The organism is Ensifer sp. 38_S197 (assembly GCF_056924495.1).
Window position 1 is genome coordinate 2,809,496 of sequence record NZ_JBXOVZ010000002.1, and the last position, 25,983, is coordinate 2,835,478.

23 protein-coding genes are annotated in these 25,983 nt (G+C 62.7%); 7 read left to right on the top strand and 16 right to left on the bottom strand.

Translation table 11 applies throughout. The annotated features are described in order from the left end of the window. Window positions 1-7: 7 nt before the first annotated feature. The 9 genes from AC1Z3V_RS26685 to AC1Z3V_RS26725 all read right to left on the bottom strand — a co-directional run bounded on the left by AC1Z3V_RS26685 (window position 8) and on the right by AC1Z3V_RS26725 (window position 9,280). Entirely contained in the window at window positions 8-406 is a 399-nt protein-coding gene (locus AC1Z3V_RS26685) for a response regulator (protein ID WP_483502672.1), read from the bottom strand. A gap of 40 nt (window positions 407-446) precedes the next feature. Then, window positions 447-1,952: a sensor histidine kinase gene (locus AC1Z3V_RS26690; protein ID WP_483502674.1), complete on the bottom strand. Its 1,506-nt coding sequence runs from the start codon at window positions 1,950-1,952 to the stop codon at window positions 447-449. A gap of 92 nt (window positions 1,953-2,044) precedes the next feature. Further along, window positions 2,045-2,437 carry a Fe-S cluster assembly scaffold SufA gene (gene sufA, locus AC1Z3V_RS26695; RefSeq protein ID WP_483502676.1) on the bottom strand — a complete coding sequence of 131 codons (393 nt, stop codon included), beginning with the start codon at window positions 2,435-2,437 and terminating at the stop codon, window positions 2,045-2,047. Between the two features lie 95 nt (window positions 2,438-2,532). Next, a complete protein-coding gene (locus tag AC1Z3V_RS26700) occupies window positions 2,533-2,913 on the bottom strand; it encodes an SUF system Fe-S cluster assembly protein (RefSeq protein ID WP_173516578.1) in 381 nt (126 codons plus the stop codon). Between the two features lie 69 nt (window positions 2,914-2,982). Continuing rightward, on the bottom strand, window positions 2,983-4,224 hold the full coding sequence (locus tag AC1Z3V_RS26705) for a cysteine desulfurase (RefSeq protein ID WP_483502679.1): 1,242 nt from the start codon (window positions 4,222-4,224) through the stop codon (window positions 2,983-2,985). Window positions 4,225-4,354: 130 nt separating this feature from the next. Next, window positions 4,355-5,635 carry a Fe-S cluster assembly protein SufD gene (gene sufD / locus AC1Z3V_RS26710; protein WP_483502681.1) on the bottom strand — a complete coding sequence of 427 codons (1,281 nt, stop codon included), beginning with the start codon at window positions 5,633-5,635 and terminating at the stop codon, window positions 4,355-4,357. A gap of 22 nt (window positions 5,636-5,657) precedes the next feature. Further along, entirely contained in the window at window positions 5,658-6,413 is a 756-nt protein-coding gene (sufC, locus tag AC1Z3V_RS26715; RefSeq protein ID WP_483502683.1) for a Fe-S cluster assembly ATPase SufC, read from the bottom strand. 78 nt (window positions 6,414-6,491) lie between these two features. After that, window positions 6,492-7,961, bottom strand: coding sequence for a Fe-S cluster assembly protein SufB (sufB, locus tag AC1Z3V_RS26720; RefSeq protein WP_429815391.1), 1,470 nt, complete (start codon window positions 7,959-7,961; stop codon window positions 6,492-6,494). Between the two features lie 152 nt (window positions 7,962-8,113). Continuing rightward, entirely contained in the window at window positions 8,114-9,280 is a 1,167-nt protein-coding gene (locus tag AC1Z3V_RS26725) for a cysteine desulfurase family protein (RefSeq protein ID WP_483502685.1), read from the bottom strand. A 224-nt stretch (window positions 9,281-9,504) separates the two neighbouring features. Between AC1Z3V_RS26725 and AC1Z3V_RS26730 the strand changes: the two genes are divergently transcribed. Then, window positions 9,505-10,182 carry an alpha/beta hydrolase gene (locus tag AC1Z3V_RS26730; RefSeq protein WP_429815396.1) on the top strand — a complete coding sequence of 226 codons (678 nt, stop codon included), beginning with the start codon at window positions 9,505-9,507 and terminating at the stop codon, window positions 10,180-10,182. 65 nt (window positions 10,183-10,247) lie between these two features. Here AC1Z3V_RS26730 and AC1Z3V_RS26735 read toward each other — a convergent pair whose 3' ends face one another. Further along, on the bottom strand, window positions 10,248-11,453 hold the full coding sequence (locus AC1Z3V_RS26735) for a GGDEF domain-containing protein (RefSeq protein ID WP_483502687.1): 1,206 nt from the start codon (window positions 11,451-11,453) through the stop codon (window positions 10,248-10,250). A 137-nt stretch (window positions 11,454-11,590) separates the two neighbouring features. Next, complete coding sequence (locus AC1Z3V_RS26740; RefSeq protein WP_483502689.1) at window positions 11,591-12,718, bottom strand: anhydro-N-acetylmuramic acid kinase; 1,128 nt, start codon at window positions 12,716-12,718, stop codon at window positions 11,591-11,593. Window positions 12,719-12,816: 98 nt separating this feature from the next. Between AC1Z3V_RS26740 and tyrS the strand changes: the two genes are divergently transcribed. Then, window positions 12,817-14,070 (top strand): tyrosine--tRNA ligase, encoded by a 1,254-nt coding sequence (tyrS, locus tag AC1Z3V_RS26745; RefSeq protein ID WP_483502691.1) that lies wholly within the window; start codon window positions 12,817-12,819, stop codon window positions 14,068-14,070. A 153-nt stretch (window positions 14,071-14,223) separates the two neighbouring features. On the opposite strand, the gene AC1Z3V_RS26750 is transcribed toward tyrS, so the two are convergent. Next, the gene (locus AC1Z3V_RS26750; protein WP_483502693.1) at window positions 14,224-17,616 is read right to left on the bottom strand and encodes a YhdP family protein; all 3,393 of its coding nucleotides are present in this window, start codon (window positions 17,614-17,616) and stop codon (window positions 14,224-14,226) included. Window positions 17,617-18,024: 408 nt separating this feature from the next. Here AC1Z3V_RS26750 and AC1Z3V_RS26755 point away from each other — a divergent pair, with 408 nt between their 5' ends. The 5 genes from AC1Z3V_RS26755 (at window position 18,025) to AC1Z3V_RS26775 (ending at window position 22,914) form a co-directional block, all read left to right on the top strand. Further along, a complete protein-coding gene (locus tag AC1Z3V_RS26755; RefSeq protein WP_483502695.1) occupies window positions 18,025-18,492 on the top strand; it encodes a peroxiredoxin in 468 nt (155 codons plus the stop codon). 8 nt (window positions 18,493-18,500) lie between these two features. After that, complete coding sequence (locus AC1Z3V_RS26760; protein ID WP_483502697.1) at window positions 18,501-19,328, top strand: ferritin-like domain-containing protein; 828 nt, start codon at window positions 18,501-18,503, stop codon at window positions 19,326-19,328. Window positions 19,329-19,430: 102 nt separating this feature from the next. After that, complete coding sequence (locus AC1Z3V_RS26765) at window positions 19,431-20,765, top strand: M23 family metallopeptidase (RefSeq protein WP_483502699.1); 1,335 nt, start codon at window positions 19,431-19,433, stop codon at window positions 20,763-20,765. 200 nt (window positions 20,766-20,965) lie between these two features. Then, window positions 20,966-22,474, top strand: coding sequence for a DEAD/DEAH box helicase (locus tag AC1Z3V_RS26770; RefSeq protein WP_483502701.1), 1,509 nt, complete (start codon window positions 20,966-20,968; stop codon window positions 22,472-22,474). A gap of 8 nt (window positions 22,475-22,482) precedes the next feature. After that, window positions 22,483-22,914 carry an NUDIX domain-containing protein gene (locus tag AC1Z3V_RS26775; RefSeq protein WP_483502702.1) on the top strand — a complete coding sequence of 144 codons (432 nt, stop codon included), beginning with the start codon at window positions 22,483-22,485 and terminating at the stop codon, window positions 22,912-22,914. Between the two features lie 67 nt (window positions 22,915-22,981). Here the strand turns inward: AC1Z3V_RS26775 and AC1Z3V_RS26780 are convergent, their stop codons facing one another. Genes AC1Z3V_RS26780 through AC1Z3V_RS26795 form a run of 4 tightly spaced genes read right to left on the bottom strand, consistent with a single transcriptional unit; the run spans window position 22,982 to window position 25,959 of the window. Further along, window positions 22,982-23,299, bottom strand: coding sequence for a TfoX/Sxy family protein (locus AC1Z3V_RS26780; RefSeq protein ID WP_483502704.1), 318 nt, complete (start codon window positions 23,297-23,299; stop codon window positions 22,982-22,984). A 4-nt stretch (window positions 23,300-23,303) separates the two neighbouring features. Beyond that, window positions 23,304-24,920, bottom strand: coding sequence for an NTP transferase domain-containing protein (locus AC1Z3V_RS26785; RefSeq protein ID WP_483502706.1), 1,617 nt, complete (start codon window positions 24,918-24,920; stop codon window positions 23,304-23,306). After that, window positions 24,917-25,624, bottom strand: coding sequence for an XdhC family protein (locus tag AC1Z3V_RS26790; RefSeq protein WP_483502708.1), 708 nt, complete (start codon window positions 25,622-25,624; stop codon window positions 24,917-24,919). The genes AC1Z3V_RS26785 and AC1Z3V_RS26790 overlap by 4 nt, the downstream gene beginning before the upstream one ends. A gap of 2 nt (window positions 25,625-25,626) precedes the next feature. Further along, window positions 25,627-25,959, bottom strand: a complete 333-nt coding sequence (locus AC1Z3V_RS26795) for an XdhC family protein (RefSeq protein WP_483502710.1) — start codon at window positions 25,957-25,959, stop codon at window positions 25,627-25,629. Window positions 25,960-25,983 lie beyond the last annotated feature (24 nt).

The window sequence follows — 25,983 nt, forward strand, 5'->3', positions numbered from 1 at the left end:
CGCGCCCTTACCGACGCGAGCTCATTCCGGGAGGCGGGATGGTATTTTCAATCCAGAAGCGGACGAAGGCCTCGGCAAAGTGCCGGTAGCCGGCGACCGAGGCAGGTTTGGCCACATAGGCATTGGCGCCGGCGCGATAGCAATGGAGTACGTCGGTCGGATTGCTGGACGATGTCAACACGATGATGGGAACAAGGACGGTTGCCTGTCCCCTGCGGATGCGCCGCAGAAGCTCGATACCGTCGCTGCCGGGCAGCTTGATATCCAGGAGCACATAGTCGAAATGGGTTTGAGCAAGCTGGGCGATCGCTTCGTCTGCATCTGCAGCCAGCACCAGGTCGATCGTCTCGTCCACCTGCGCGAAGGCACGCATCACGAAGCGCGCGTCGTGCGCGTCGTCCTCCACCAAGAGCAGTCGCTTTGGCGTCGAGACCACCTGTTCCGCCCTAGTTTGCCTTCCGTAGCCGCCTCGGAAGAAGCACGATGAAACGTGCGCCTTCGCGGAAGGTGGTGTCAAGCCGGATCGAGCCGTCGTGGCTTTCGGCTATGCGTTTGGCCAGAGCCAGACCAATCCCCGTGCCGCCATAGACCGATTCATCCTTGTGCAGCCGCTGGAACACCTCGAAGATCCGTGTCGAAAAGCGCGGATCGATGCCGATGCCATTGTCTTCGACCACCAGTTCGACGATCTGATCGGCGACGCCGCCCTGAATGCGGATCACCGGCTGGCGGTCGGCGTGCCGATACTTGATCGCATTGCCGATCAGGTTCTGGACCAGGCGGCGAAGCAGCTCCGGATCCCCATCCACCTCCGGCAGGTCGCCGATCTCGAAGGTTGCCTGCGCTTCCTGCACGTCGCCGGCAAGCATCGTCAGCGTCTCGGCAACGATGTCCGCCAGCCGCACCTTTGTCCAATGGCTGATCCGGTGCGCGATCTGCGCATAGTCGAGCAGGCTGTCGATCACCCTGTTCATCCGCTTCACGCTGTCGCGTAGATGACGCGCATTCTCGGCGAGTTCGGCCTGGTCGCCTGCTGCCAGATCGTCCTCGATCATCTCCGAGAACATGGATATGTGTCTGAGCGGCGCCTTCAGGTCGTGAGAGACCGTAGCCGTAAACTGATCGAGCGCCTCATTCTTGTGTTCGAGTTCCTGCCGCTGGCGTTCGAGCGCCAGCTCGGCGCGCTTGAGATCCGTGACGTCGACGCGCGCGACGACGGTGTTGCCGTCCTTCGCCTTGATGTTCTCCACGCGCAGCCAACGATCTTCGGCATAGCGGTAGATTTTGGGGCGACCATCGGGGTGACGAAAATCGCGCAGGCGCGAAGCAATCCACTCGTCGCCTTCGCGGGTGCCCGGCAAGGCATCGGGATAGTGGCCGCCCTGTCGCCCCAGAAGCAGAATCTCCTCGGCGGTGATGCCGGGCTTCAGCGCAGCTCCTGCCGGCCCGCAGATGGCCTGATAGGCCCTGTTATAGACGACCAGCCGCTCCTGCCGGTCGAAGATGGCAAAGCCTTCGGGCATCGCTTCCAGCGCTGCATTGAGCATCTCGGAAGCCTTCTGCCGCTCGCCCACAGCCTCGGTCAAATCCGAAACGTCGCGGATGATGCCGATGAGCGCCAGTTCTTCGCCCTGGTCGTTGAGCAGCGGCGTCGTGCGAAGGTGGCCGGAAAAGGTTGATCCGTCGCGCCTGACATAGAGATAGTTCGACGTCCGGGCGGCGGTTTCATCGACGCGCGCCGCGCGGTTGCGCAGGCGTTTCTCATATTCCGCGTCATTGGCGTAGATCAGCCGCACCGAGCGGTCGATGAACTCTTCGGCGGAATAACCGAATTGGCGAAGGGCGGCATTGTTTGCGGAGCGGATAATCCGTTCGGCGTCGACGATGATCACGGGATCGGGAAAGGCCTCGTAGAGCGCCTTGAAGACGAGATCCTCATTGAACGCCGCCATGCCCAATCCCCTGTTCCATGTCCGCGCATCTCAGCAGAAAAAAGGCCCGGCGAAAACCGGGCCGACCTATCCGTTTGAAGGAACAGAGAAACTTAGTTGGCACGCACCACGGCGTCACCGCGCGCGGCGAGTGCCGCGAGGTCGGCGGGCTTCAACTCGACCGATTCGCCGCAGCCGCAGGCGGATGTCTGGTTCGGGTTGTTGAAGGTGAAACCGGAACGCAGCGTCGTGACTTCGAAATCCATCTGCGTGCCGAGCAGATAGAGCACGGCCTCCGGCGCGACCCAGACCCTGGCGCCCTGATGTTCGATCAGGTCGTCCTTCGCATTGGGCTCGGTCACCAGATCGACGGCATACTCCATGCCGGCGCAACCGCCCTTCTTGATGCTGACGCGAATGCCCTTGGCATCGGCGCCGGCGCCTTCGACAATCGAACGGACGCGGTCGGCGGCAGCATTGGTCAGGCTCATAACGGCAAAGCCCATGGGCTCATTCTCCTTGTCGTCACCGGGGTAAAGGCCCGGCGCCTTACAGAATCAAATGTAGTATCCGTGCCTTGACGGATCAATACGCAGCCGGCTCAGTACCAACCGACCGCGACCTGTGCCTCCTCGGACATGCGGTCCGGTGTCCACGGCGGATCGAAGGTCATCGAGACTTCGACGCCCGATACGCCCTCGACGGCGCCGACGGCATTCTCGACCCAGCCCGGCATTTCGCCGGCCACCGGGCAGCCCGGCGCGGTCAGCGTCATGTCGATCTTGACCATCCGGTCATCTTCGATGTCGATCTTGTAGACGAGGCCGAGTTCGAAGATGTCGGCCGGGATTTCCGGGTCGTAGACGGTCTTCAATGCGGCGATGATATCGTCGCTGAGACGCGCCAGTTCCTCGGCCGGGATTGCCGAATGCACGATGCCCTCGCGAACATCGACCTTTTCTTCCGTAGCATCAAGGCTCATATCGGCCTCCTGGGCTTTCTCTTTTGGTTCAGAAAATTCCGAGAACTCTTTGAACCTTTTATCAATTTCTTAGTCGAAGAATTTGCGCGCATGCTCCAGCGCGTCCGCCAGCGCGTCCACTTCGGCCCTTGTATTATAGAGGCCGAAAGATGCACGGCATGTGGAGGTAACACCGAAGCGTTTCAAGAGTGGCTGGGCGCAATGGGTGCCGGCGCGAACGGCGACGCCTGCGCGGTCGATCACCATCGATACGTCGTGCGAATGGATGCCGGCAATCTCAAAGGCAAAGATGCTGCCCTTGTCAGGCGCATTGCCGAAGACCCGCAGCGAATTGACGGCCGAAAGACGCTCGCGCGCATAGGCGGTCAGGTCGGCCTCGTGTGCCTGAATCGCTGCGCGGCCGAGTTTGTCCATGTAGTCCAGCGCGTATCCGAGACCGATCGCCTGCACGATCGGCGGCGTTCCGGCCTCGAAGCGATGCGGCGGATCGTTATAGGTGACGTAGTCCTCGGTCACCACCTCGATCATCTCGCCGCCGCCGAGGAACGGCCGCATCTCCCTCAGCCGATCCATCTTGCCGTAGAGCACGCCGACGCCGGACGGACCGTAGAGCTTGTGGCCGGTCATCACGTACCAGTCGCAATCGATATCCTGGACATCGACGGGCATGTGAACGGCACCCTGACTGCCGTCGACCAGAACCGGGATGCCGCGTTCGCGGGCGATGCGGCAAATCTCCTTGACCGGAACCACGGTGCCAAGGGCATTCGACATATGGGTGATGGCGATGAGCTTGGTGCGGTCCGTCAGGCACTTGACGAAATCTTCGAGGTGGAACGCGCCGTCATCGTCCACCGGCGCCCAGACGAGCTTGGCGCCCTGGCGCTCACGGATGAAGTGCCAGGGAACGATGTTGGAGTGATGCTCCATGATCGACAGCACGATCTCGTCGCCCTCGCCGAGCTTTGGCATGCCATAGCCATAGGCGACGGTGTTGATCGCTTCCGTCGAGGATTTGGTGAAGATGATGTTGTCGGGCGAAGGGGCGTTCAGGAAGCGACGCACCTTCTCGCGCGCTGCCTCATAGGCTTCCGTCGCCGTATTCGACAGGAAATGCAGGCCACGATGCACGTTGGCATATTCGTTGGCATAGGCATGGGCCACCGCATCGATCACCACCTGCGGTTTCTGCGCCGATGCGCCGTTGTCGAGATAGACAAGCGGCTTGCCGTAGACGGTTCGCGACAGGATCGGGAAATCCTTGCGGATCGCTTCGACGTCGTAGGCGGGCACCGGTACAGAGTGTTCCATGTCTTTCAATCCAATTGCCCTACAGCGCTAGCGCGTCTTCCAGGACGCGCCAGCTCGCTGTAACTTGTTGAACCGCTGCATAATTTTATCCTTAAATCGATGCCGAATTAAGGAATTACGCAGGAGCCGCTCAGGCGTGCTTGTCGAGCCAGGTCGAAATGACGTCTTCGAGTGCCTCGACCACCGCTTCGTGGTCTTCCAGCTCTTCGACGATCTCGGCGACGAAGGCGTTGACGAGCATTGCGCGCGCCTTGTTCTCCGGCACGCCGCGCGCCATCAGGTAGAAGAGCTGGGTGTGATCGATGTCGGCAACCGTTGCGCCGTGACCGCACTGAACGTCGTCCGCGAAGATCTCCAGCTCCGGCTTCGCAGACAGGTCGGCATCGTCGGAGAGAAGCAGCGTGTTGCACGCCATCTTCGCGTCGGTCTTCTGGGCGTCCTTGGCGACAAGGATCTTGCCCTGGAAAACGCCTTTGGCGCGATCGAAGACGACGTTGCGGATGATCTCGGTCGAGGTGGTGTGCGGCACGTTGTGGCCGAGCGTGAAGGTCACGTCCGTGTGGCTTTCGCCGCCGAGCAGGTTGATGCCGCGCAGCTTGAAATCCGCGCCCTCGCCGCTCGTCTTGCCGTGGATCTCCTGGCGCACCAGCTTGCCGCCGGCATTGATCACGAAGAGATGCAGCTTGGCGTTCTTGCCGAGATCGAAGCGGATCTGGCCGAGATGGGTATCGGCAGCGCCCTGCTGCTGCAGGATGATCCAGATGACATCGGCATCTTCGGCAAGCGTCACGTCGCTGACCGACGAGACGAAGCTTTCGGCGTCATCAGTTGAAAGATGCCGCTCGATCACCGTTGCCCTGACGCCCGCCCCGAAGGTCACCGGGAAGCGCGTATGCGCCTGGCCCAGGCTCTGCACCAGCTGGATTTCCAGCGGGTCCTCGAGCGCCGTTTCAGCGGCAACGTCGATTTCGAGACCACCGCGAACGAGGCCGCCATTGATGCGGCCGATCGCGTCATCAAAGCCGAGCACGGCGAGGCCGGCTGCAGCCGAACCGTCGAGCAGGCTGTCGACGTAGGAACGCACGGTCACACCTTCAGGCAGGCTGCCCTTGACCTCGGCGCGGCCGTTGCGGACGGAAAGCACGGTCGAGCCCGGAACCAGCGCGTCGACGCGATCGGCAAAGGCCGTCGGATCGGCGTCCGGGACGGCGCGCAGCAGCGTCCGCAGGTCGGTATAGTGCCAGGATTCGACCCGGCGGGTCGGCAGACCGGCGGTCTTGAGTTCGTGCACCAGCGTGTCGCGCACCGAAAGCACCGAGCCGTCACCCGGCAGATCGCCGATCTGCGTCGTATAGGCATCGACGAGCGCCGTTTCGGCGGCCGTCATCTTGATTGCCTGTTGCATATTCATTCGAACACTCCTTCAACAGGCGTCAGGCCGCGGCCCCGATGATGTCCGCGTAGCCGTTGGCTTCGAGTTCGTGCGCCAGCGTCTTGTCGCCCGACTTGATGACCTGGCCCTTGTAGAGCACGTGCACGGTGTCGGGAACGATGTAGTCGAGCAGGCGCTGGTAGTGGGTGATGACCACGACGGCGCGGTCCGGCGAACGCAGCGCGTTGACGCCGTCGGCGACGACCTTCAGCGCGTCGATGTCGAGGCCGGAGTCGGTTTCGTCGAGCACGCACAGCTTCGGCTCGAGCAGCGACATCTGCAGGATTTCAGCGCGCTTCTTTTCACCACCGGAGAAGCCGACGTTCAACGGACGACGCAGCATTTCCGGAGCGATCTTAAGCTCGGCTGCGGCTTCCTTGACGCGACGCATGAATTCCGGCGTGGTCAGTTCGTCTTCGCCGCGATATCTGCGCTGCTCGTTCATCGCCACCTTGAGGAACTGCATGGTGGCAACGCCGGGGATTTCGACCGGATACTGGAAGGCGAGGAATATGCCCTTGGCCGCACGCTCGGAAGCGTCGAGCTCCAGGATGCTCTCGCCGTTATAGAGGATGTCGCCTTCGGTGACTTCATAGTCTTCGCGGCCCGAGAGGATATAGGAAAGCGTCGACTTGCCGGAGCCGTTCGGGCCCATGATGGCAGCGACTTCGCCGGCCTTCACGGTCAGGTTCAGGCCACGGATGATTTCGGTGCCGTCTTCGGCGATACGGGCATGCAGGTTCTTGATTTCAAGCATTTCTATCGTCCTCTTGGGAAGCGAATGTCTGTTCGCGCGCAAACGCGGTGCGCGCCATTCAATATTCAGTTCAAGGCCTTAGCCGACCGAGCCTTCGAGCGAGATGCCGATCAGCTTCTGCGCCTCGACAGCAAACTCCATCGGCAGCTCCTGGATCACTTCCTTGACGAAGCCGTTGACGATCAGTGCGATCGCCGCTTCCTCCGGAATGCCGCGCTGCAGGCAGTAGAAAAGCTGGTCCTCGGAAATCTTCGACGTGGTCGCCTCGTGCTCGAACTGTGCCGTCGAGTTCTTCGCCTCGATATAGGGCACGGTGTGCGCGCCGCACTTGTCGCCAATCAACAAGGAGTCGCACTGGGTGAAGTTGCGGGCGTTCTCGGCCTTGCGGTGGGCCGAAACCTGGCCGCGGTAGGTGTTTTCCGAGACGCCGGCAGCGATGCCCTTGGAGATGATTCGGCTCGACGTGTTCTTGCCGAGGTGGATCATCTTGGTGCCCGAATCGATCTGCTGGTGGCCGTTCGAGACCGCGATCGAATAGAATTCGCCGCGCGAATTGTCGCCGCGCAGGATGCAGGACGGATATTTCCAGGTGATCGCCGAACCGGTTTCGACCTGCGTCCAGGAGATCTTGGAGTTCTTGCCGCGGCAATCGCCACGCTTGGTGACGAAGTTGTAGATGCCGCCCTTGCCGTCCTTGTCGCCCGGATACCAGTTCTGCACCGTCGAATACTTGATCTCGGCATCATCGAGCGCGACGAGCTCGACGACGGCCGCGTGAAGCTGGTTCTCGTCGCGCTGCGGTGCGGTGCAGCCTTCCAGGTAGGACACATAGGCGCCCTCGTCGGCGATGATCAGCGTACGCTCGAACTGGCCGGTGTTCTTCTCGTTGATGCGGAAGTAAGTCGAAAGTTCCATCGGGCAACGCACGCCCTTCGGCACGTAGACGAAGGAACCGTCGGTGAAGACCGCGGAGTTCAGCGTCGCATAGTAGTTGTCGGTCGTCGGAACGACGGAGCCGAGATACTTCTGCACGAGGTCTGGATGTTCACGGATCGCCTCGGAGATCGACATAAAGATCACGCCGGCCTTCTTCAACTCTTCCTTGAAGGTGGTGACGACGGAGACGCTATCGAAGACGGCGTCGACGGCGATCTTCGACTTCTGCACGCCCGCGAGGATTTCCTGTTCCTTCAGCGGAATGCCGAGCTTCTCGTAGACCTTGAGGATTTCGGGATCGACTTCGTCGAGCGACTTCGGACCCGTCGTGCCCTTCGGGGCGGCATAGTAGTAGATCTCGTTGAAGTCGATCTTCGGATAGCTGACACGGGCCCAGGTCGGCTCTTCGAGCGTCAGCCAACGGCGATAGGCGCCAAGACGCCACTCGAGCATCCATTCCGGCTCGTTCTTCTTCGCCGAAATGAAGCGAATGATCTCTTCCGAAAGGCCCTTCGGCGCCTTCTCGACCTCGATATGCGTCTCGAAGCCGTATTTGTACTGGTCGACGTCGATCTGACGGACCTGATCAATGGTTTCCTGCACGGCAGGCATGTCGTTCTCCAATCTCGCCGGATCCAAGGTCCGGCAGCTTGTCAACACGATGCGAACGTGGCGCACCGCTTATGTAATGGCTAAAAGGCGCTTTTCACCCTGTTTGCCAAGCGGAAAATTGCTTTTCCGCAATTTCGTCCCATCGTCCCGCCTCAAGCCGCCTGTCCCGGCGCCCGGCGTCTTGCTGCTACCTTTGCGAAAGCGGCGGCGCAACGTTCGATTTCAGCCGCCGTCGTCGCCTCGCCAATCGAAATTCTGAGCGCGCCCTGGCGCGGATCGTAGCCCATCGCCGTCAGCACGTGGCTTTGCCCCACCTTGCCGGACGAACATGCCGATCCCGCCGAAAGCGCGACGCCTTCGAGGTCGAAGGCGATCTGCCCCGTCTCTGCCTTCAGGCCGGGAAGCGTGAAGAAGATCGTGTTGCCAACGCGCGAAATGTCACGGCCGTGAATGACCACATCGGCAGCCGCCGCCAGCATCTCGCTTTCAAGCTTGTCGCGCAACGCGGCAATCGCGCTCATCCGCTGGCCGACACCTTCGCCGGCCTTCCGTGCGGCTGCGGCAAAGCCGGCGATCGCCACCGAATTTTCGGTGCCGGAACGGTGCCCCTTCTCCTGTCCACCGCCACGGATCAGCGGTGCGGGCATCATAACCTCGCCGCGCGCCACCAGCGCGCCGGCGCCCTTCGGGCCACCGAGCTTGTGCGAGGAGAGAATGAGGAAATCGGCGCCGATCTCTTCGATAGCAAGCGGCACGCGGCCGGCAGCCTGCACCGCGTCGACGACGAGAACGCCGCCATGGGCGCGAACGATCTCGGCGACTTCGCCGATCGGCTGGATGATGCCGGTCTCGTTGTTGACCAGCATGACGGCAACCATCGGCAGGCCAAGCTGGCGGTCATGTGCCGTCAACAATTCACGAAGCGCCTGGAGATCGACAATGCCGGCAGGCGTCACCCGGATTTCGCAAACGGCTTCGGGCGGAAAGCGTCCGCCTTCGCGCACTGCCGGGTGTTCGATCGCCGAACCATAGAGCCGGCCGATCTTGAGCGGCGTGCGGCCCATGCGGAAATCGGGCGTCAGCACCAGGTTGGCCGCTTCCGTCGCGCCGCTGGTAAAGATGACGCTTGCCGCTTTTGCCCCGCAAAGGGCGGCCACATCGCGGCGGGCGTTTTCGATCAGCGTGCGCAGCGCGCGGCCTTCGCCATGGACGGAAGAAGGGTTGCCGACGAGGTCGAGCGCCGACAGGCAGGCCTCGCGCGCTTCGGTAAGAAGCGGCGCCGTGGCGTTCCAGTCCATGTAGATGCGCGAACCCGACATGATTTCCTTCGCTAGAACAACAGGCTGCGACCCGGCAACCTCTGGCGATGCATTTTCCTTGAATTTTCCGCGTCGCTTGCCTTATGAGACGAAGCACAAGGCGGAATGCCCGCACAGAAGTTTTGAACGGTTCTAAACTAGGTTTTAGAAAAGCTGACTGCTTTCGTCAAGACTGATCGCGATCTGAAACCAAGATTCGAACCAGGAACACTCCCGGAGAGCCAATGCCCGAAATCATCTTCAACGGACCCGCTGGCCGCCTAGAAGGCCGCTATCAGCCTTCGAAGCAAAAGAGCGCGCCGATCGCCATCATCCTGCACCCGCATCCGCAGTTCGGCGGCACGATGAACAACCAGATCGTCTACCAACTCTTCTATATGTTCCAGAAGCGCGGCTTCACCACGCTCCGTTTCAACTTTCGTGGCATCGGGCGCAGCCAGGGTGAATTCGACCACGGCGCCGGCGAGCTGTCGGATGCGGCGTCCGCACTAGACTGGGTGCAGAGCCTCCATCCGGATTCGAAGAGCTGCTGGGTTGCCGGCTATTCCTTCGGCGCGTGGATCGGCATGCAGCTGCTGATGCGCCGTCCGGAAATCGAGGGTTTCATGGCCGTGGCGCCGCAGCCGAACATCTACGACTTCTCGTTCCTGGCGCCCTGCCCCTCGTCCGGCCTGATCATCAACGGCGATTCCGACAAGGTCGCGCCGGAGAAGGACGTGAACGGTCTCGTCGAGAAGCTCAAAGCCCAGAAGGGCATTCTCATCACCCACCGCACCGTTCCCGGCGCCAACCACTTCTTCAACGGGCAGGTCGAAGGCCTGATGTCGGAATGCGAGGACTACCTCGACCGTCGCCTGAATGGCGAATTGACGCCGGAACCGGCCGCCAAGCGCATTCGCTGATCGCTTGAGAGATTGAACAATAGAGCCGCGCGTTCTTCGGAACGCGCGGCTCTTTTCGTTTCAGGTCAGCCTTGCGGGCGGCAGACCCACTGCGGTACGGACGGATTGACGACCGTAGTCGGCGTCTCGCCGCATTCGACCCGGTTGCGCCCGTTTGCCTTGGCCGCGTAGAGCGCCTTGTCGGCGCGCTGCATCACGGGATCCAGCGTCTCGCCGCTACCGGCGGCCGTGACGCCGAAGCTTGCCGTCACGCGCGCCGCCTCGGGCAGGCCGGCGATCTGCTGGGACATGATGGCGGCGCGCATGCCATGGGCGACGACACGCGCTTCCGACAGCTCCGTACAGGGCAGAAACACCGCGAACTCCTCACCACCGAGGCGGCCAGCCACGGCACGGTTCGGCATGACGTCCATCAGCACCCGCGCGAAATGGCGGATCACTTCGTCGCCGGCAAGGTGGCCGTAGGTGTCGTTGACCAGCTTGAAGCGATCGAGGTCGGCGAGGATCAGCGTGCCCGGCGTCTGGGTCTCGCGTGCATGCAAGAGCGGTATGACGCGGTCCATGAAGCCGCGACGATTGTAGAGCCCCGAAAGAAGATCGATTTCCGAGCGGGCCTGCGCGTCGTCGACGATGTCCTTGACCATGACGCCGAGCATGGCCAGGCCCGCCCCAACGATCAGCATCGCACCAAGTGCCTGGGAAATGAGCGCAAACGAGCTCGAAACATAATCCTGGGCGGTGGCGCCCGAGCCGGCGGCAACGGCGGCATAGATCTTCAAGAGATAATAGGCCGCGGACAACGCCAACAGCCCGAAGAGCACCCGGTCGAAAAAGGAGCGGCGTCCCGCGCGGATTACCACGGATGCGGTCCACGCCTGGATCAGAAAGAAAGGCATCTGGTAGGGGATGGCGTGCTGCCAGGTGCCGCGCGGCAGGTCGTAGATTGCCACGTCCAGCGCGACGCCGGCGAGGAAACACGCGCCAAGCACGGTCCAGCGCACCGGAAGCCCATAAAACCGGCCCAGACCAAAACGCAGAAGGCAGAAGCCGCCGAGCACAGAGGCGAAAGCACCGATGGCGAAGAGCCGTGGCGTGGACGAGAAGGGAATGATCGCTTCACAAACGGCCGAAAGCGAGGCGACGGCAAAACCGGCCGCACACCACAGTGCCGCGGAACGCTGACGGCTCTTCACGGCGATGGTGAGGAATGCGACCGTGAAAATCTGCGCAATGATGAAATTCACAGCCAGCAGAGAAATCGCACCACCCATCGAAGAACCCGAAACCTTCGTATTGCGGGCAAGCCGCCTTCGCCACCTCCGACGGTAGCGGCTGCCGATGCTAATTGGCCGATGCGAAAATTTGATTAATCCGTTCGGTGGATAGCCTAAACACTGTTTCGGACCTCTCAGCGAAGAGGTCTGGCGACTTGTTTTCCACCCGTGACCGGCTGGCGGACACCGGTCGTTCCCGGATAGGTCAGCGGCAGCCCTTGCAGCGAGCGGACGGCAAGGTACGCCCAGGCCTCTGCCTCCATGGAATCACCATTGAAGCCGGCGTCCTCCGCCGGCAGAACCGTAGCGCCCTCAGCCTCGGCGAGCGCCGCGAGATCGCGCATGATCACCGGATTAAGGCGGCCCCCGCCGCAGACGACGTAGGTGGATGGCCGCTGCGGCAGGTGTCCGGCCGACTTGAGGATCGCGGCCGCGGTCACATGGGCAAGCGTCCGGGCGCCGTCGGCAAGGCCCGCGTCGCTTCCCGACGGCGGCACGAAATCGTTTCGGTCGAGCGAGCGGCGCTGTTTCGCGGTGAAAAACGGATTGGCGAGGTAGCGCTCTGCAAGATCGGGAAGAACGGCCCCCTCGCTCGCGACCATGCCGCCCTGGTCAAAGGGAATGCCGGCATGGGCTTCGACCCATTGATCGATCAACGTATTGCCCGGGCCGCTGTCATAGGCGACGAGCGTCTCGCCGGCACCGATGAAGGTCAGGTTGGAGATACCGCCGATGTTGACGAAGACGACCGGCGCCGCAAGGCCGGCTGCGCCACGCGCCAGAGCGGCGTGATAGGCGGGGATCAGCGGCGCACCCTGCCCGCCATGCACCATGTCGTTGGCGCGCATGTCGTAGACGACGTCGATACCGGTCTCGCGGGCAAGCAGCGGTCCGTCACCGATCTGTACCGTCAGGGCCTCGTCAGGGCGATGCAGCACGGTTTGGCCGTGGAAACCGATCACGTCGATATCCGCCGGCGGCAGGTTGTTTTGCTGCAGGAAGGCTTTGACCGCTTCGGCATGCCGCAGCGTCAGGTCGCGCTCAAGTTCCGACAGCGCGCCGGGCCTTTGGTCCCGTTGCGTGATCGTTTTCGCGTCGACCAATCCCTGCTTCAGCCGATCGCGAAAGCGGGCGTCATAGGCAAAGCCGGCAGAGGGGCCGCGCTCGACGATGGTGTCGCCGTCGGTCCTCAGCAGCGCGACGTCGATGCCGTCCATGCTCGTGCCGCTCATCAGGCCGATTGCCGTTCTTGTCCGTGCCATGCCGTCAACATTTCCAGAATCACTTTTGGAGTGATTATGCGCTGAAACAGTGCTAAACGCCCGTTCGTTCAAAAACTTCCCCGCAAGAGAGACAGATTATGTCCGGTTTCAAGTCCGATTTCCTTCACACCCTCAGCGAGCGTGGCTTCATCCACCAGATCTCCGACGAGTCTGGTCTGGATGAACTGTTCCGGAAGGAAACCGTGACGGCCTATATCGGCTTCGACCCGACCGCTCCGAGTCTGCATGCCGGCGGTCTCATCCAGATCATGATGCTGCACTGGATGCAGGCGACCGGCCATCGCCCGATCTCGCTGATGGGCGGCGGCACCGGCATGGTCGGCGACCCATCCTTCAAGGACGAGGCACGGCAACTGATGACGCCCGCGACGATCGAAGCCAACATCGCCAGCATCAAGACGGTCTTCTCCAACTACCTGACCTACGGCGATGGCCCGAAGGACGCGTTGATGATCAACAACGCCGACTGGCTGCTCGGCATCAACTACCTCGAATTCCTGCGCGATGTCGGCCGTCACTTCTCGGTCAACCGCATGCTGTCCTTCGACAGCGTCAAGATGCGGCTCGATCGCGAACAGTCGCTGTCGTTCCTCGAGTTCAACTATATGATCCTGCAGGCCTACGACTTCGTCGAACTCTACAAGCGCACCGGCTGCCGCCTGCAGATGGGCGGTTCGGACCAGTGGGGCAACATCGTCAACGGTATCGACCTCGGCCACCGCATGGGCAGTGAGCAGCTCTATGCGCTGACCTCGCCGCTGCTGACGACCTCGTCGGGCGCCAAGATGGGCAAGTCGGTCAACGGCGCGATCTGGCTGAACCCGGATATGCTGTCGGCCTATGACTTCTGGCAGTACTGGCGCAACACCGAAGATGCCGACGTCACGCGCTTCCTGAAGCTCTACACGACCCTGCCGATGGCGGAGATCGAGCGCCTTTCGAAGCTCGGCGGATCCGAGATCAACGAGGTCAAGAAGATCCTGGCGACGGAAATCACCGCCATGCTGCACGGCCGCCCGGCCGCCGAGCAGGCCGCGGAAACCGCCCGCAAGACCTTCGAGGAAGGTGCGCTGGCCGAAAACCTGCCTTCGGTCGAGATCCCGACCGCCGAGCTGGAAGCGGGCCTGGGCCTGCTGACGCTGATCGTGCGTGCCGGCCTCGCCGCGTCCAATGGTGAGGCCCGTCGCCATGTGCAGGGCGGCGCCATCAGGATCAACGACGAGGCTGTCAGCGATGAGCGCCGCGTGATCGGCACCGGCGATGTGACCGCCGACAATGTCGTCAAGCTGTCGCTTGGCAAGAAGAAGCACATCCTCGTGCGCCCGGCCTAAGCCGAGGCATCCCACGATCGATCCAAAGAGCCGGCCCTACAGCGCCGCGCGTCTTTGTAAGACGCGCAAAGGTCGCTGTAGCACTTTGAAGTGCTGCATGTTTTGTCCTTAAATCGGCGACGATTTAAGGAACATGCAGTGCGCCGGCCTTTTTCATTGGAACTCGAAGATGCTGCGGAAGACGCCCGGCGCGATGATCGACAGGGGGTTGATCGTCAGCTTCGGCTGATTGAAGGGACCGTTGAGCTTGAAGGTGATGCCGAGCAGGCCACGGTCGCGGCCATTGCCGAGCAAAACGCCGATCAGTGGCAGTTCGCCGAAGATGCGGTTCAAGCCGTAGGCGGGCATGAAGGTGCCGGTCATGTCCATGATGCCGTTATTGTCGCGCACCGTTCCCTGGAACGTCGCACCGACATCGGTACCGCGCAACACGCCGCCATCGACGCGGATCGCGCCGCGGTCGAGGGCGAGCTGGGCAAAGCCTCGCTCGAAGCGGGCCGAACTCACGTCGATGTCACGGCGAACGGCCTGGTTGAGGCTTCGCCCGTCGGCGCCCGTCGGCGTCGACACCATCGATTGCAGGCGTTGCTCGCCGACGAGCTGGAACTTGCGGATATCGACGCTGCCGCGCCAGGAGCGTCCCCCACGATCACGCAGTTTCAGATTGAGCAGGCCGCCGCGCATGTTCTGGTAGATATCGGCGAAGCGCGCCAGCGCCCCGGCGTCGCCAGCGGTTAGCTCGAGCGTGTTGTCGGCGCCGGCCTTGGCGAGCCGGGCGACGAGCGCCTGGCCGCTGCCGGTAACCGCCGAAAGATTGACATCCTCGATCTGGCTGCCGCGCTCGGCGTAGACCAGGTTCACGTTCGACAGCGCCTCGCCGTTGAAGCCGGTAACGCGATCGAGCTGGGCCTTGATCGTGATGTCGTCGCCTCCGCCCTGGCCCTGGTCGCTCCCCGCCTTCATCTGCGCAAGGATCGGCCTGATGTCCGCCGCCGCGCCGCTGAGCGTCGCCGTATAGCCACCCTTGCGGCGGTCGACCGAGACCCTGAAGTCGTCGCCCTGGGCCAGGCGGACGTTGTCGAGGCGGGCGGAGACCAGTCCGCCGCCATCCACCTGCAGGCCACCCCGTGCCCCGAATCCGTCTCCGGCGACGGCAAAATCGTCGATGACAACGGTGTCGTCGGATTTGCTCGCCGTGAAGCGCGCTTCCGCCGGGATTCCGGCTCCCTTGCTCCAGCCGATCCATGGCAGGGACAGAGCGGCCTTCGCGAGCCCGATCTTCGCCTCGACACGATCCTGATCGCCAATCGTCACGTCGGCGCTGATCGGCCCGGACACGATCTTCGACAGGCCCGGCGCCAGCTTCTGCCAGACGTCCTGGTCCAGGATGCCCGAAATTTGACGCGAGCGTTTGACCTTCGAATCGCTGTCGACCGGCTCCGTCAAGGCGATGCTGACCTTCGCGCCCTCCAGGCGCGCGTCGGCATCGAGCACGGCCTGCTGGTTATCGACCCGGAACGTCCCGACGAGGTCGGAAACGGGCCGGCCGTAGAACGCCCTGTTGACGCTGACCTTGTCCAATTGCATCTCCACCTGCCACAGCGGCTTGGGTGGGTGCTGGTCCGAGATCAGGCCGAAGCGCGCGCCGACAAGCGCGGTGAGAGGACCGCTGAAGTCCTCGGGCAGCAATGATGTCTTTTGCAATGCCTGGATCGGTTTGTAGGTGACGAGTTCGGCAATCGCGTCCGCGGCACCCCCAACCTCGATCTTCATCTCCGCCATCAGCGGCTTGGTGTAGACATCGGGAAGGATGAAATCGCCGCCATTCAGCGCCACGGACCGTCCAGACGGGAAATAGGCGATGCCCTGCCCGATCTCGACCGTCATGCGCTGGCCGCTCAGCTTGAACTTGCCGGAGGTGTCGCGCAGCGGCGGTATCTCGCCGGTGATGTTGATGCGGGTGTCGTCGATGTCGAAGTTGATGTTGAGCTCCTGCTCGTTGAGCTTCAACTCCCCCTCGTTATTGGCAATTCGTCCTTCGGCAACCGACACTTCGATGCGCGCATTGGTAACGATGCCGCCGAAGAGGTTGCCGATCGCCCAGCGGCGAGCGCCCTTGGCGAGCCACCATGGCCACAATTGCTTGACCGCCGTTGCCTCCATGCGATCGCTGACCGCGGCAAAGCTGATCTGCGGCGAGGTGTTGCCGAAAGCGACCGAAAGCGAACCGTACATCGAGCCGAGAGGGCTCGACACGGCGAGCTGGTCGAAGATCAGCCGGTGAGTATCCGAGGTGAACCGGCCGCTTGCCTTGGCATCGAAGGTAAGCGGCTGCTCGGCGACGTCTTCCGGAGCCGAGCTGGCGTTCTTCAGAAGAAGATCGATCGCGAAGCCCTTGTCCGTGACGCCAGCGAGTTTGTCGAGGTCCATGACGGCGCCGGTAAACGGAAAGGTCGACCGACCGATCTTGACCACCGACGGCAGGATTTCGACCGAGGCGCGCCCGAAATCATAGGCGATGTCCATCTGCGACGGATTGAGCGTCGAGACGAGGCCGCCCGCATGGAATGTACCCTTGGAGGTCCGCACCGCCACGCGCAGATCCGGCTTCGCCTCCCCGGCTGCCCGTGTCGCCTTCAGCGTCAGCCCTGCCGTTGCGTCGATGCCAAAGGCCTGCTCCGCACCCGACTTGCCGTGATAGAAGAACGGCGCGAGCGGCAGATTGGTGATCGCCGCGTCAAAGCCCGTCACGTGCCCCTTTTGGCCAAGCGCATCGGCATTGATATCGACGGCAACGCCATCGACGGTGGCGCTGCCCTGCACGCTCATGGAGCCGCTTGCGTCCCGGCTGAATTCGAGCGCGGAGGCCACGACCGGAACGACGCGGTTGCGGGCGCCGACGACTGAGAAGCTGAAGTCGGAGAGCGTTACGGTCTGGCTGCCTCTTCCTGCAGCCATCTGCGACATACGGTCGACATGGGAAAACAGGGCCTCGAGAGCATCACCAACATCGGCGATCCGGATCTTGGTAAGATCGAGCGGTTCGCCCCGTGGAAGCAGGCCGGTATCGAAATCGCCACCTTCCGCTTCCAGGCGGGAGACGGCGATGTGGCCCGTCATCAGTGACAGCGGGTCGAGTGCGATCGAGATCGAACGAAGCTTTGCGACGGGTTGACCGGTTGCCGTTTCGCTGAGGGCCACCTCCCGAGCCTTGAGCGCAATTGCGCCGCTTGCCGTCATGCGCACGACCGTGCTGCCGACGTCGGCGCGGTAGGCACTGCCGAGCGCGGCATTGAGGGCGGTCCGGGCACGCGCGTTCAGCGTGCTGTCCATCATCCCGCTTTCGATCCCGGTTACGAGGATCGCACCCAGGATGAAGGCAAGCAGCGATATGGACAGGGCAATCTTGGCACACAGACGCAAGGGAGAACCCTTGTGCGGTGCGTGCACGATAATGGGATCGTGAGCCTGCGCCGAAGGCAACGCATGCAGCGCGACGATGTCTTTCTTGCGAAAGCCGACTTTTTCGCCGCGGATCTCACTCATCAGCGCGGACGTCCTCCGTTCGATACGAGCGTGTTCGCCGTCCTCTTTGTCTCGTGTTCGGGACAGCCGCTTCTCGCTTCCTGTAGACCACATGTCCTCGTGCCGAGTCACCAAGCAACGCGGGAGTTGCTGTGGAAAGCTACCACAACGGGAATCGCGCGTGCGGGCGACAGCAACGTTTCGTAGCGGCCTGTGCCGTCCGAAAGCGTCGAATCTAGCACAAATGCGCTGGACGGCAGTCGACGATTTTCGATATGCCCTTAAGCGCCGCAAGTCCTTGAGAGACGTGCAAAGGTCGCTGCAGCGCTTTGAGTTACCGCATGTTTTGCCCATTCGTCGGCGACGGCCAAAGCAAGCATGCAGTAGCGTGCGATTGTCTGCAAAACTTGGCAGAAGGAAGGTTTAATCATGGCAAGACCCGCTCCCGGAGATGTCGCTCCCGACTTCACCTTGCCGCGTGATGGCGGCGGTACAATTTCGCTTTCCGCCTTTCGCGGTCGCCCCGTCGTGCTGTTCTTCTATCCGAAGGACGATACCCAGGCCTGCACGCTGGAAGCGATCTCGTTTTCCGAGCTTGCCGACGAGTTTGCCGCGGCCGGCATCACGCTGATCGGGCTCTCGCCTGATTCGGTGAAGAAGCACGACCGCTTCGCCAAGAAGCACAACCTGACGGTGACGCTCGCCGCCGACGAGGAAAAGGCGGTCGTGAACGCCTACGGCGTCTGGGTGGAAAAGATGATGTACGGCAGGAAATATATGGGCGTCGAACGCAGCACTTTCCTGATCGGCGCCGACGGCGTCGTCATCAGGGTGTGGGAAAAGGTGAAGGTCGATGGCCATGCCCAGGAGGTCCTGGCCGCGGCAAAGGCCCTCTGAGGAAAGCCATGACCGAATTGCCCGTGTTTCACAGCCTGCGGGGGGGTGCCGTCGAAGCGATTCGCGCCGCAGACCTCGAGGTCAAAACGGCGCTCGCGCAGGAGGCGGCCAGGCGCTGGCAGCGTCGCACCCTGTCGCTGCGCTCGCCGCTCGACCGACCCGTGCCGGTCCGCCCCGGGCGGCCCGACAAGCCGGTGCTGACCCCGCCGACCCAGGTGAAACGGCGATCGCTCGGTTCCCTCAAGGGACGCATCGCCTTGCTGCATTCGATCGCCCATATCGAATTGAACGCCGTCGACCTTGCCCTCGATATCGTTGCCCGCTTTGCCACGGAGCCGGTGCCCAATTCCTTCTTCGACGGCTGGATGCGGGTTGCCTTCGAAGAGGCCAAGCACTTTAGGTTGGTCCGCCAGCGACTGAACGATCTCGGTGCGGACTATGGCGACCTGCCTGCCCATGACGGGCTCTGGCAGGCGGCGCACGATACCCGCAATGACCTGACGGCGCGCCTTGCCGTCGTGCCGCTCATCCTCGAAGCGCGTGGTCTCGACGTGACCCCGGCGCTGCAGGCGAAGATGCGTGAAACTGGTGACTTCGAGAGTGCCGCGGTGCTCGATGTCATCTATGAGGACGAAAAGGGCCACGTCGCCGTCGGCGCCAAATGGTTCCGCTTTCTCTGCGCCCGAGAGAAGAAGGACCCGGCGGCGACTTTCCAGGCGCTGGTGCGCGCCAATTTCCGTGGGCCATTGAAGGCGCCGTTCAACGACATTGCCCGCGCCGAGGCCGGACTGACGCCGTCCTTCTATCGCTCGATGACCGCCTCGACCAACCGATAGCCGCATCGCGCGCTGCACTCAGCCTAACCAATTGTTAACCCTAACGAAGTGTAATGATCTGTAGGTGATGCGAGGCAACGCGCACATGGCGGGAGAGAACGGGTGTCTGGACGTTTGGCAAATCGTGCCTTCGGAAAACGCAAGGAACATCACGTTCTAATATTGGCCAGTGGCGACAAGGTCCGCCATATGACGGTTCGTCCCTGGATGGCGGCAATCGCCGTATCCTTCGCCGGCGTCTGTAGCATCGGTTATCTCGCGGCCACATCCTACCTCGTCCTGCGCGACGATCTCATCGGCGGCACGATTGCGCGCCAGGCGCGCATGCAGCACGAATATGAGGATCGAATCACGGCGCTTAGGGCGCAGGTCGATCGCGTCACCAGCCGTCAGTTGCTCGACCAGCAAGTGGTCGAGGAGAAAGTCGAGAAGCTGCTGCGCCAGCAGATGGCATTGACCTCCCGCAACGGAAAGCTCGGCGCCCTGGTCGAAAGGGCCGAAAATTCCGGCCTGACGACGGAAAGCAGCGACACTCCGGAGATCGAACCTCTCGCCTATGAGAAGCGAGCCGACGCGAGCAGCGGCGGTGTGAAGGCGATCGAGAAGCTGATGGGGCTGAACAGCGCCTCGGTCTCCGCCACCGCTCGTGCCACCCCCCTCGCCTATGCGGCGCCCGACGCGGGCGAATCGACCTCCGATCGTGCCGACCGGATCTTCTCGAAGGTGACGCTCTCGTTGAAGGACGTCGAGCTGGAGCAGATGGCGCGGCTGAAACAACTGACGGATGGCGCGGCAAGGACGTCGGACGCGATTCGCTCAATCGTCGGGAGGACCGGCGTCGATCTGCCCGTCAGCGACGTGGCGGAAATGGTCCCGGCGTCCGCGTCCTCCGGCTCTTCCGAGACAGGCATTGGCGGCCCCTTCGTCGAACCGGCAACCGATGACGAATTCGGCCGTTCCCTGGCCGCCCTGGATACGGCGCTTCTGGAACTGGAGCGGACGCGGGCGCAGGTCCGCGCTCTGCCGTTCGGCAATCCTTCGCCGGCGAGCGACATCACCAGCGACTTCGGTAACCGCCTCGATCCGTTCCTCGGTCGCCTGGCGCTCCATGCCGGCATCGACTTCCGCGCGACGGTCGGCACGCGCATCCGCTCGGCCGCACCCGGCACCGTGACGAATGCCGGCTTGACCGGCGGTTATGGAAACATGGTCGAGATCGACCACGGTAACGGCGTGTCGAGCCGCTATGCACACCTCTCCACGATCCTGGTGAAGGTCGGCGACCAGGTGACGGAAGGCGAGGTCATTGCCAAGTCCGGCAATACGGGTCGCTCCACCGGTCCACACCTGCACTATGAAATCCGCCTGAATGGCGAGGCGGTGGATCCCATGCGGTTTCTCGACGCCAGCCGGAAGCTCGCCTCCTACATGAACTGACCGCTCGTTTCGCTGTGCGCGGGTCTTGCGCGGCTTGACAAGAAATGCGACAGATTCGCCACTATTTACCTTTTGCTGCTTCAACGTGCTGGATTTCTTGACTTTCAGCGACGTTCAGCTTATGAGCGCGGCCACGTGCTCGTGCGTTTTCCATCGATCGATCAGTGTTCTATTGAACCGGAACGGAAACAGATTTCCCTTTGACCAATTTTGCTGACCTTGGCCTGAGCCAAAAAGTTCTCTCCGCTGTCACCGATGCGGGCTACACAATCCCGACCCCGATCCAGGCTGGCGCCATCCCGCCGGCCCTGCAGCGTCGTGACATTCTGGGCATCGCCCAGACGGGTACGGGCAAGACGGCTTCGTTCGTACTGCCGATGCTGACGCTGCTCGAAAAGGGCCGCGCTCGCGCCCGCATGCCGCGCACGCTCATCCTGGAGCCGACCCGCGAGCTCGCCGCCCAGGTCGCAGAGAACTTCGACAAATACGGCAAGAACCACAAGCTCAACATCGCGCTTCTGATCGGCGGCGTTTCGTTCGACGAGCAGGATCGCAAGCTCGAGCGCGGCGCCGATGTGCTGATCTGCACGCCCGGCCGGCTGCTTGATCATTTCGAACGCGGCAAGCTCCTGATGACCGGCGTCGAAATCCTGGTCATCGACGAAGCCGACCGCATGCTCGACATGGGCTTCATTCCCGATATCGAGCGCATCGCCAAGCTCATTCCGTTCACGCGTCAGACGCTGTTCTTCTCGGCGACCATGCCGCCGGAAATCCAGAAGCTCGCCGACCGGTTCCTGCAGAACCCGGAGCGCATCGAAGTCGCCCGCCCGGCCTCAACGGCGCAGACGGTGACGCAGCGCTTCGTCGCGGCGCATGCCAAGGACTATGAGAAGCGTGCCGTGCTGCGTGATCTGATTCGCGCCCAGGACGAGCTCAAGAACGCGATCATCTTCTGCAACCGCAAGAAGGATGTCGCCGACCTCTTCCGTTCGCTCGACCGCCACGGCTTCTCCGTCGGTGCACTTCACGGCGACATGGACCAGCGTTCGCGCATGACGATGCTCGCGAACTTCAAGGAAGGCAACATCAAGCTGCTGGTTGCCTCCGACGTCGCCGCACGCGGCCTCGATATCCCGGACGTCAGCCACGTTTTCAATTTCGACGTTCCGATCCATGCGGAAGACTACGTTCACCGCATCGGCCGCACCGGCCGTGCCGGTCGTTCGGGCGCCTCCTTCACGCTGGTGACGAAGCGCGACACGAAGTTCTCCGACGCCATCGAGAAGCTGATCGGCCAGAAGGTCGAATGGCTGAACGGCGACCTTTCCAATCTGCCCGAGCCGATGGAAAGTCACGACACCGGCCGGCGTGATCGCGGCCGCGATGGTCGCAGGGACCGGAAAAAAGATGGGGATCGCGGCTCGAGAAGCCGTCCCGATCATAAATCCGATACCGTGCGTGCCGATAGTGAGGCCGAAATTGAAACAGTCGCGGAAAGGGCGGAATCGGTGAAACCGGCACGCAGCGCAGAAAACAAGCAGGGACAGAACAACCGCGCCGATCGTCCGGTGCGCGCATCGAACCCTGCTAATGACGACAATCGCGATCGCCGCAACCGTCACCGCCGCGACTATGACGACGGCCCGACCCCGGTCGGATTCGGCGACGAAATCCCCGCCTTCATGCTGATTGCCGGCAAGGCCTGATTGATCCCATGGGCCTGCCGGGCATCGATTTTCCGGGTTTCGGCTGCGGACTTGCGATCGTGCGCGACGGCAAGATCCTGCTTTACAAGCGCGTTAACGCGCCGGAAGCCGAGCATTGGAATATCGTCGGCGGCAAGGTCGATCACATGGAGCGCTCGGATGTCGCCGCGCGGCGCGAGGCCGAAGAGGAAAGCGGCCTCAAGATCCGTTCGAGCGAGTTCCTGTGCCTCAGCGAACAGGTGATCGAGGCTGACCGCCAGCACTGGATTTCGATGATCTACGTGTCCCGGGATTTTGTCGGCGAGCCTGAACTTACAGAGCCGCACAAGCTCTCCGCTCTCGGCTGGTTCGATCTTGATGCCCTGCCCCAGCCGCTGTCACGTTTTGCGGCTGACGCGGTCGAAGCGCTGCGGAAGACGGAACGCGGCACCACCGCCTAGCCGGACGTTGTCGGAGCCAATGGTTTTGCTGGAACCGGACCGCACGCGTGGGCCGCGGCTGATCGCTCTACTTTTTCGACCGTAGCGCCGCGTCATAGGCAAGTCGCGCCCAGCGGGCCATTTCGTCGGGATCGTCGAAGGCGTCGTCCGGGATGCTCCAATAGGGCATCTTCACCGGCTTCCCCTTGCCCTCATAGGCCCATTGCCGGGAACCAGCCGCTTCGAAGGTTGGAGCCGTCTGCTCGTCGCCCTTCAGCAGGATTTCACCATCGACTTCGAGGGCGAAGATCACGCCTTGGCAATAGATGCCCTTGCCGCCAAACATCCGTTTGATGGTCACCGGCCCAAGCGTCTCGAACATCTCCTCGATCGCAGCATTGTCCACGCGTTCATTCCTCCAGGATACCGCCCGCAGCCACGATCTGCTCCGGCGTGTCGAGATCTAGGCGGGCGGCCGGACCCAGCTCGACATCGATGACCGGCAGGCCGCATTTCTCGACGATGTGCCTTGCGCCAACGTCTCCAACCAATTGCCTGACGGCGGAGAAGGTTTGTCTCGGCAGGATGACCGGATTGCCGCGCTGGCCTTCGGCGGTTGCCCGAATGACGGCACGGCCGCCTTCGGCAGAATAACGATCGAGGAGCTGGCGCAAGTCGTCGGTGGTGACATCAGGCATGTCGGCAAGCATCACCAACATGCCGGCGGCCCGCTCGTCGATCGCCGAAAGTCCGGCCGTCAGCGACGAGGCCATTCCGGATAGGTAGTCGGGATTCGAGACGAGCTTCGCCGGCAGGTCCTCCAGCGCGGCGCGGATATCGGGTTCACGGTGGCCGGTGACCACAATAACCCTGCCGGGTGCCGCTGCGATTGCCGCCTCGACGCTGCGGCGCACCAGCGGCACGCGGTCAAAGGTCGCCAGCAGTTTGTGTCCACCGTCCGCTCCCATGCGGCTGGCGCGGCCGGCGGCCAGAACCACGATCTCGATCGGCCCTGATGGCAACTCCGTTGCTTTTTCGCGCGGTTGCGGTCGGGTCGGGATTTCGCTGAGCAGGCCACCGACGCCGAGGCCGGTAATGTCGTCGAAGCTCGGCCACTCGCCTGCGAGAATGCGGTCGAGAATCCAGTCGAAACCGTTTTCACGCGGGCTGCGGGCGCATCCGGGCGCGCCGATCACCGGGATCTCGCCGACACGGCCAAGTACGAGAAGATTGCCCGGATCGACGGGCATGCCGACGTGATCGACGATGCCGCCGGCCCGCCGGACGGCTGCGGGAATGACATCTTGCGGATCGGCGACAGCGGAAGCGCCGAAGACCACCAGCAGGTCATGATCCGCCTGCAGCTCGTCGATTGCCGCGGCGACCGCGCTCTCGGTATGGGCGACGCGCCGCTCGGTCAGTAGCTCGCTGCCAGATTGCCGCAGGCGAGCCGCCAGGATGGCTTTCGTCTTGTCCATCACCTGAGGCTTCAGAGTCGGCAACTTAGTTGCTATCAGGGCGGCACGCCGCGCCGCGAAGGGTTTCACCTCGAAGGCCGCATTGTTCCGCAGCAACTTCTGCGCTTCCTCGACGAAACGACCGGCGACGGCGAGCGGAATGATCTTGATCGTCGCAACCATGTCGCCGGCCTGCACCGGCACATGGTCGGCAAGGCAGGCAAGCGTGATCGCCGGATCGATGCGGTTCAAGCGGTCGACGGTCTCGCGTGTGGCGACGAAGAGGCCGGCAATCCGGGAGTAGACGTTCACCCGCCCGGTAGCCGCCTGGGAAAAACGCAGGTGATCGGGTGCGATTGCCGCTGCAATGCGCGTGGCGGCCTCGTCTTCCATGAGGTCGCCGGGATCGAGGCGCGCGACGACCACTTCCAGCGCGCCGCAAGCGGTCAAGGTGGCGACATCGGCGGACGAAAGCCGGTGGCCCTTTGCCAGCCGGGATTCATCAGTCTTCACCGCATGCGCCAGGATGGCTCCTTCCGCTTCGCTGGTCTTGACCGGCCCGAACCTCACGCAATCGCTCCTTTGATCTGGCTGGTATCACGGCGCCGTAGCGCTTCGATGATCTCGGCGAGAATTGCGACGGCGATCTCGGCCGGGCTCGCCGCCGCGATATCGAGGCCGATCGGCGCACGGATGCGGCCGATGTCGGCATCGGAAACGCCGGCCTGCCGCAACCGCTCGACCCGTGCCGCATGGGTTTTCCGGCTGCCGAGCGCGCCGACGTAGAAACAGCCCGCTGCAAGGGCGGCGTGGGTCGGCTCGTCGTCGATCTTCGGATCATGGGTGACGGCCACGAGCGCAGTGAAGCGATCAAGCGGCCTTTCCTTCAAGGCATCCTCGGGCCATTCGGCAATGAGTTCGACGCCTGCGAAGCGTTCCGGCGTTGCGAAGGCAGTGCGCGGATCGATGATCGTGAGGTCGAAACCGGCAACCGGCGCCAGTTGCGCCAAGGCTTGCGAAATATGGACGGCGCCGATGACGAGAATGCGTGGCGGCGGCAAATAGACGTTGAGAAAGAAGGAGCCCTGCTCCGTCTCCACGATCCCGGCTTTGCCGGATTGCAGGGCTTGCCCGACCGCGGCGCGCCAGGCGTCGGGACAGTCATCGCCCTCCTGATAGATCTGGCTGCTGCCGCCGGCGAGGTCGCTGACGGTAACGGCGGCCCGACGCGCCGAACGCGCCGCATTGAGTGCCTCGAGGATTCTCCGTTCCATTGCTAACCATCGACCCGTTCGACAAGGACCCGGATTCGGCCGCCGCAGGAAAGCCCGATGCGCCAGGCGGTCTCATCGGCGACGCCGAAGTCGAGAACCTTCGGCGCGCCCGAAGCGATCACGTCCGCCGCTTCGGTGATGACGGCGCCTTCGACGCAGCCGCCGGAAACCGAACCCTGAAAATTACCGTCACCGTCGATCACCAAATGGCTGCCGACGGGACGCGGGGCCGAACCCCAGGTTTCGATCACGGTCGCAATCGCCACCTTGCGTCCCTCCTTCATCCAGGTTTCGGCGATATCGAGGGGATCCAGAACATTTGTAGCTGCCAGCATCTTGCCACCCTCCCGCCGGACCGA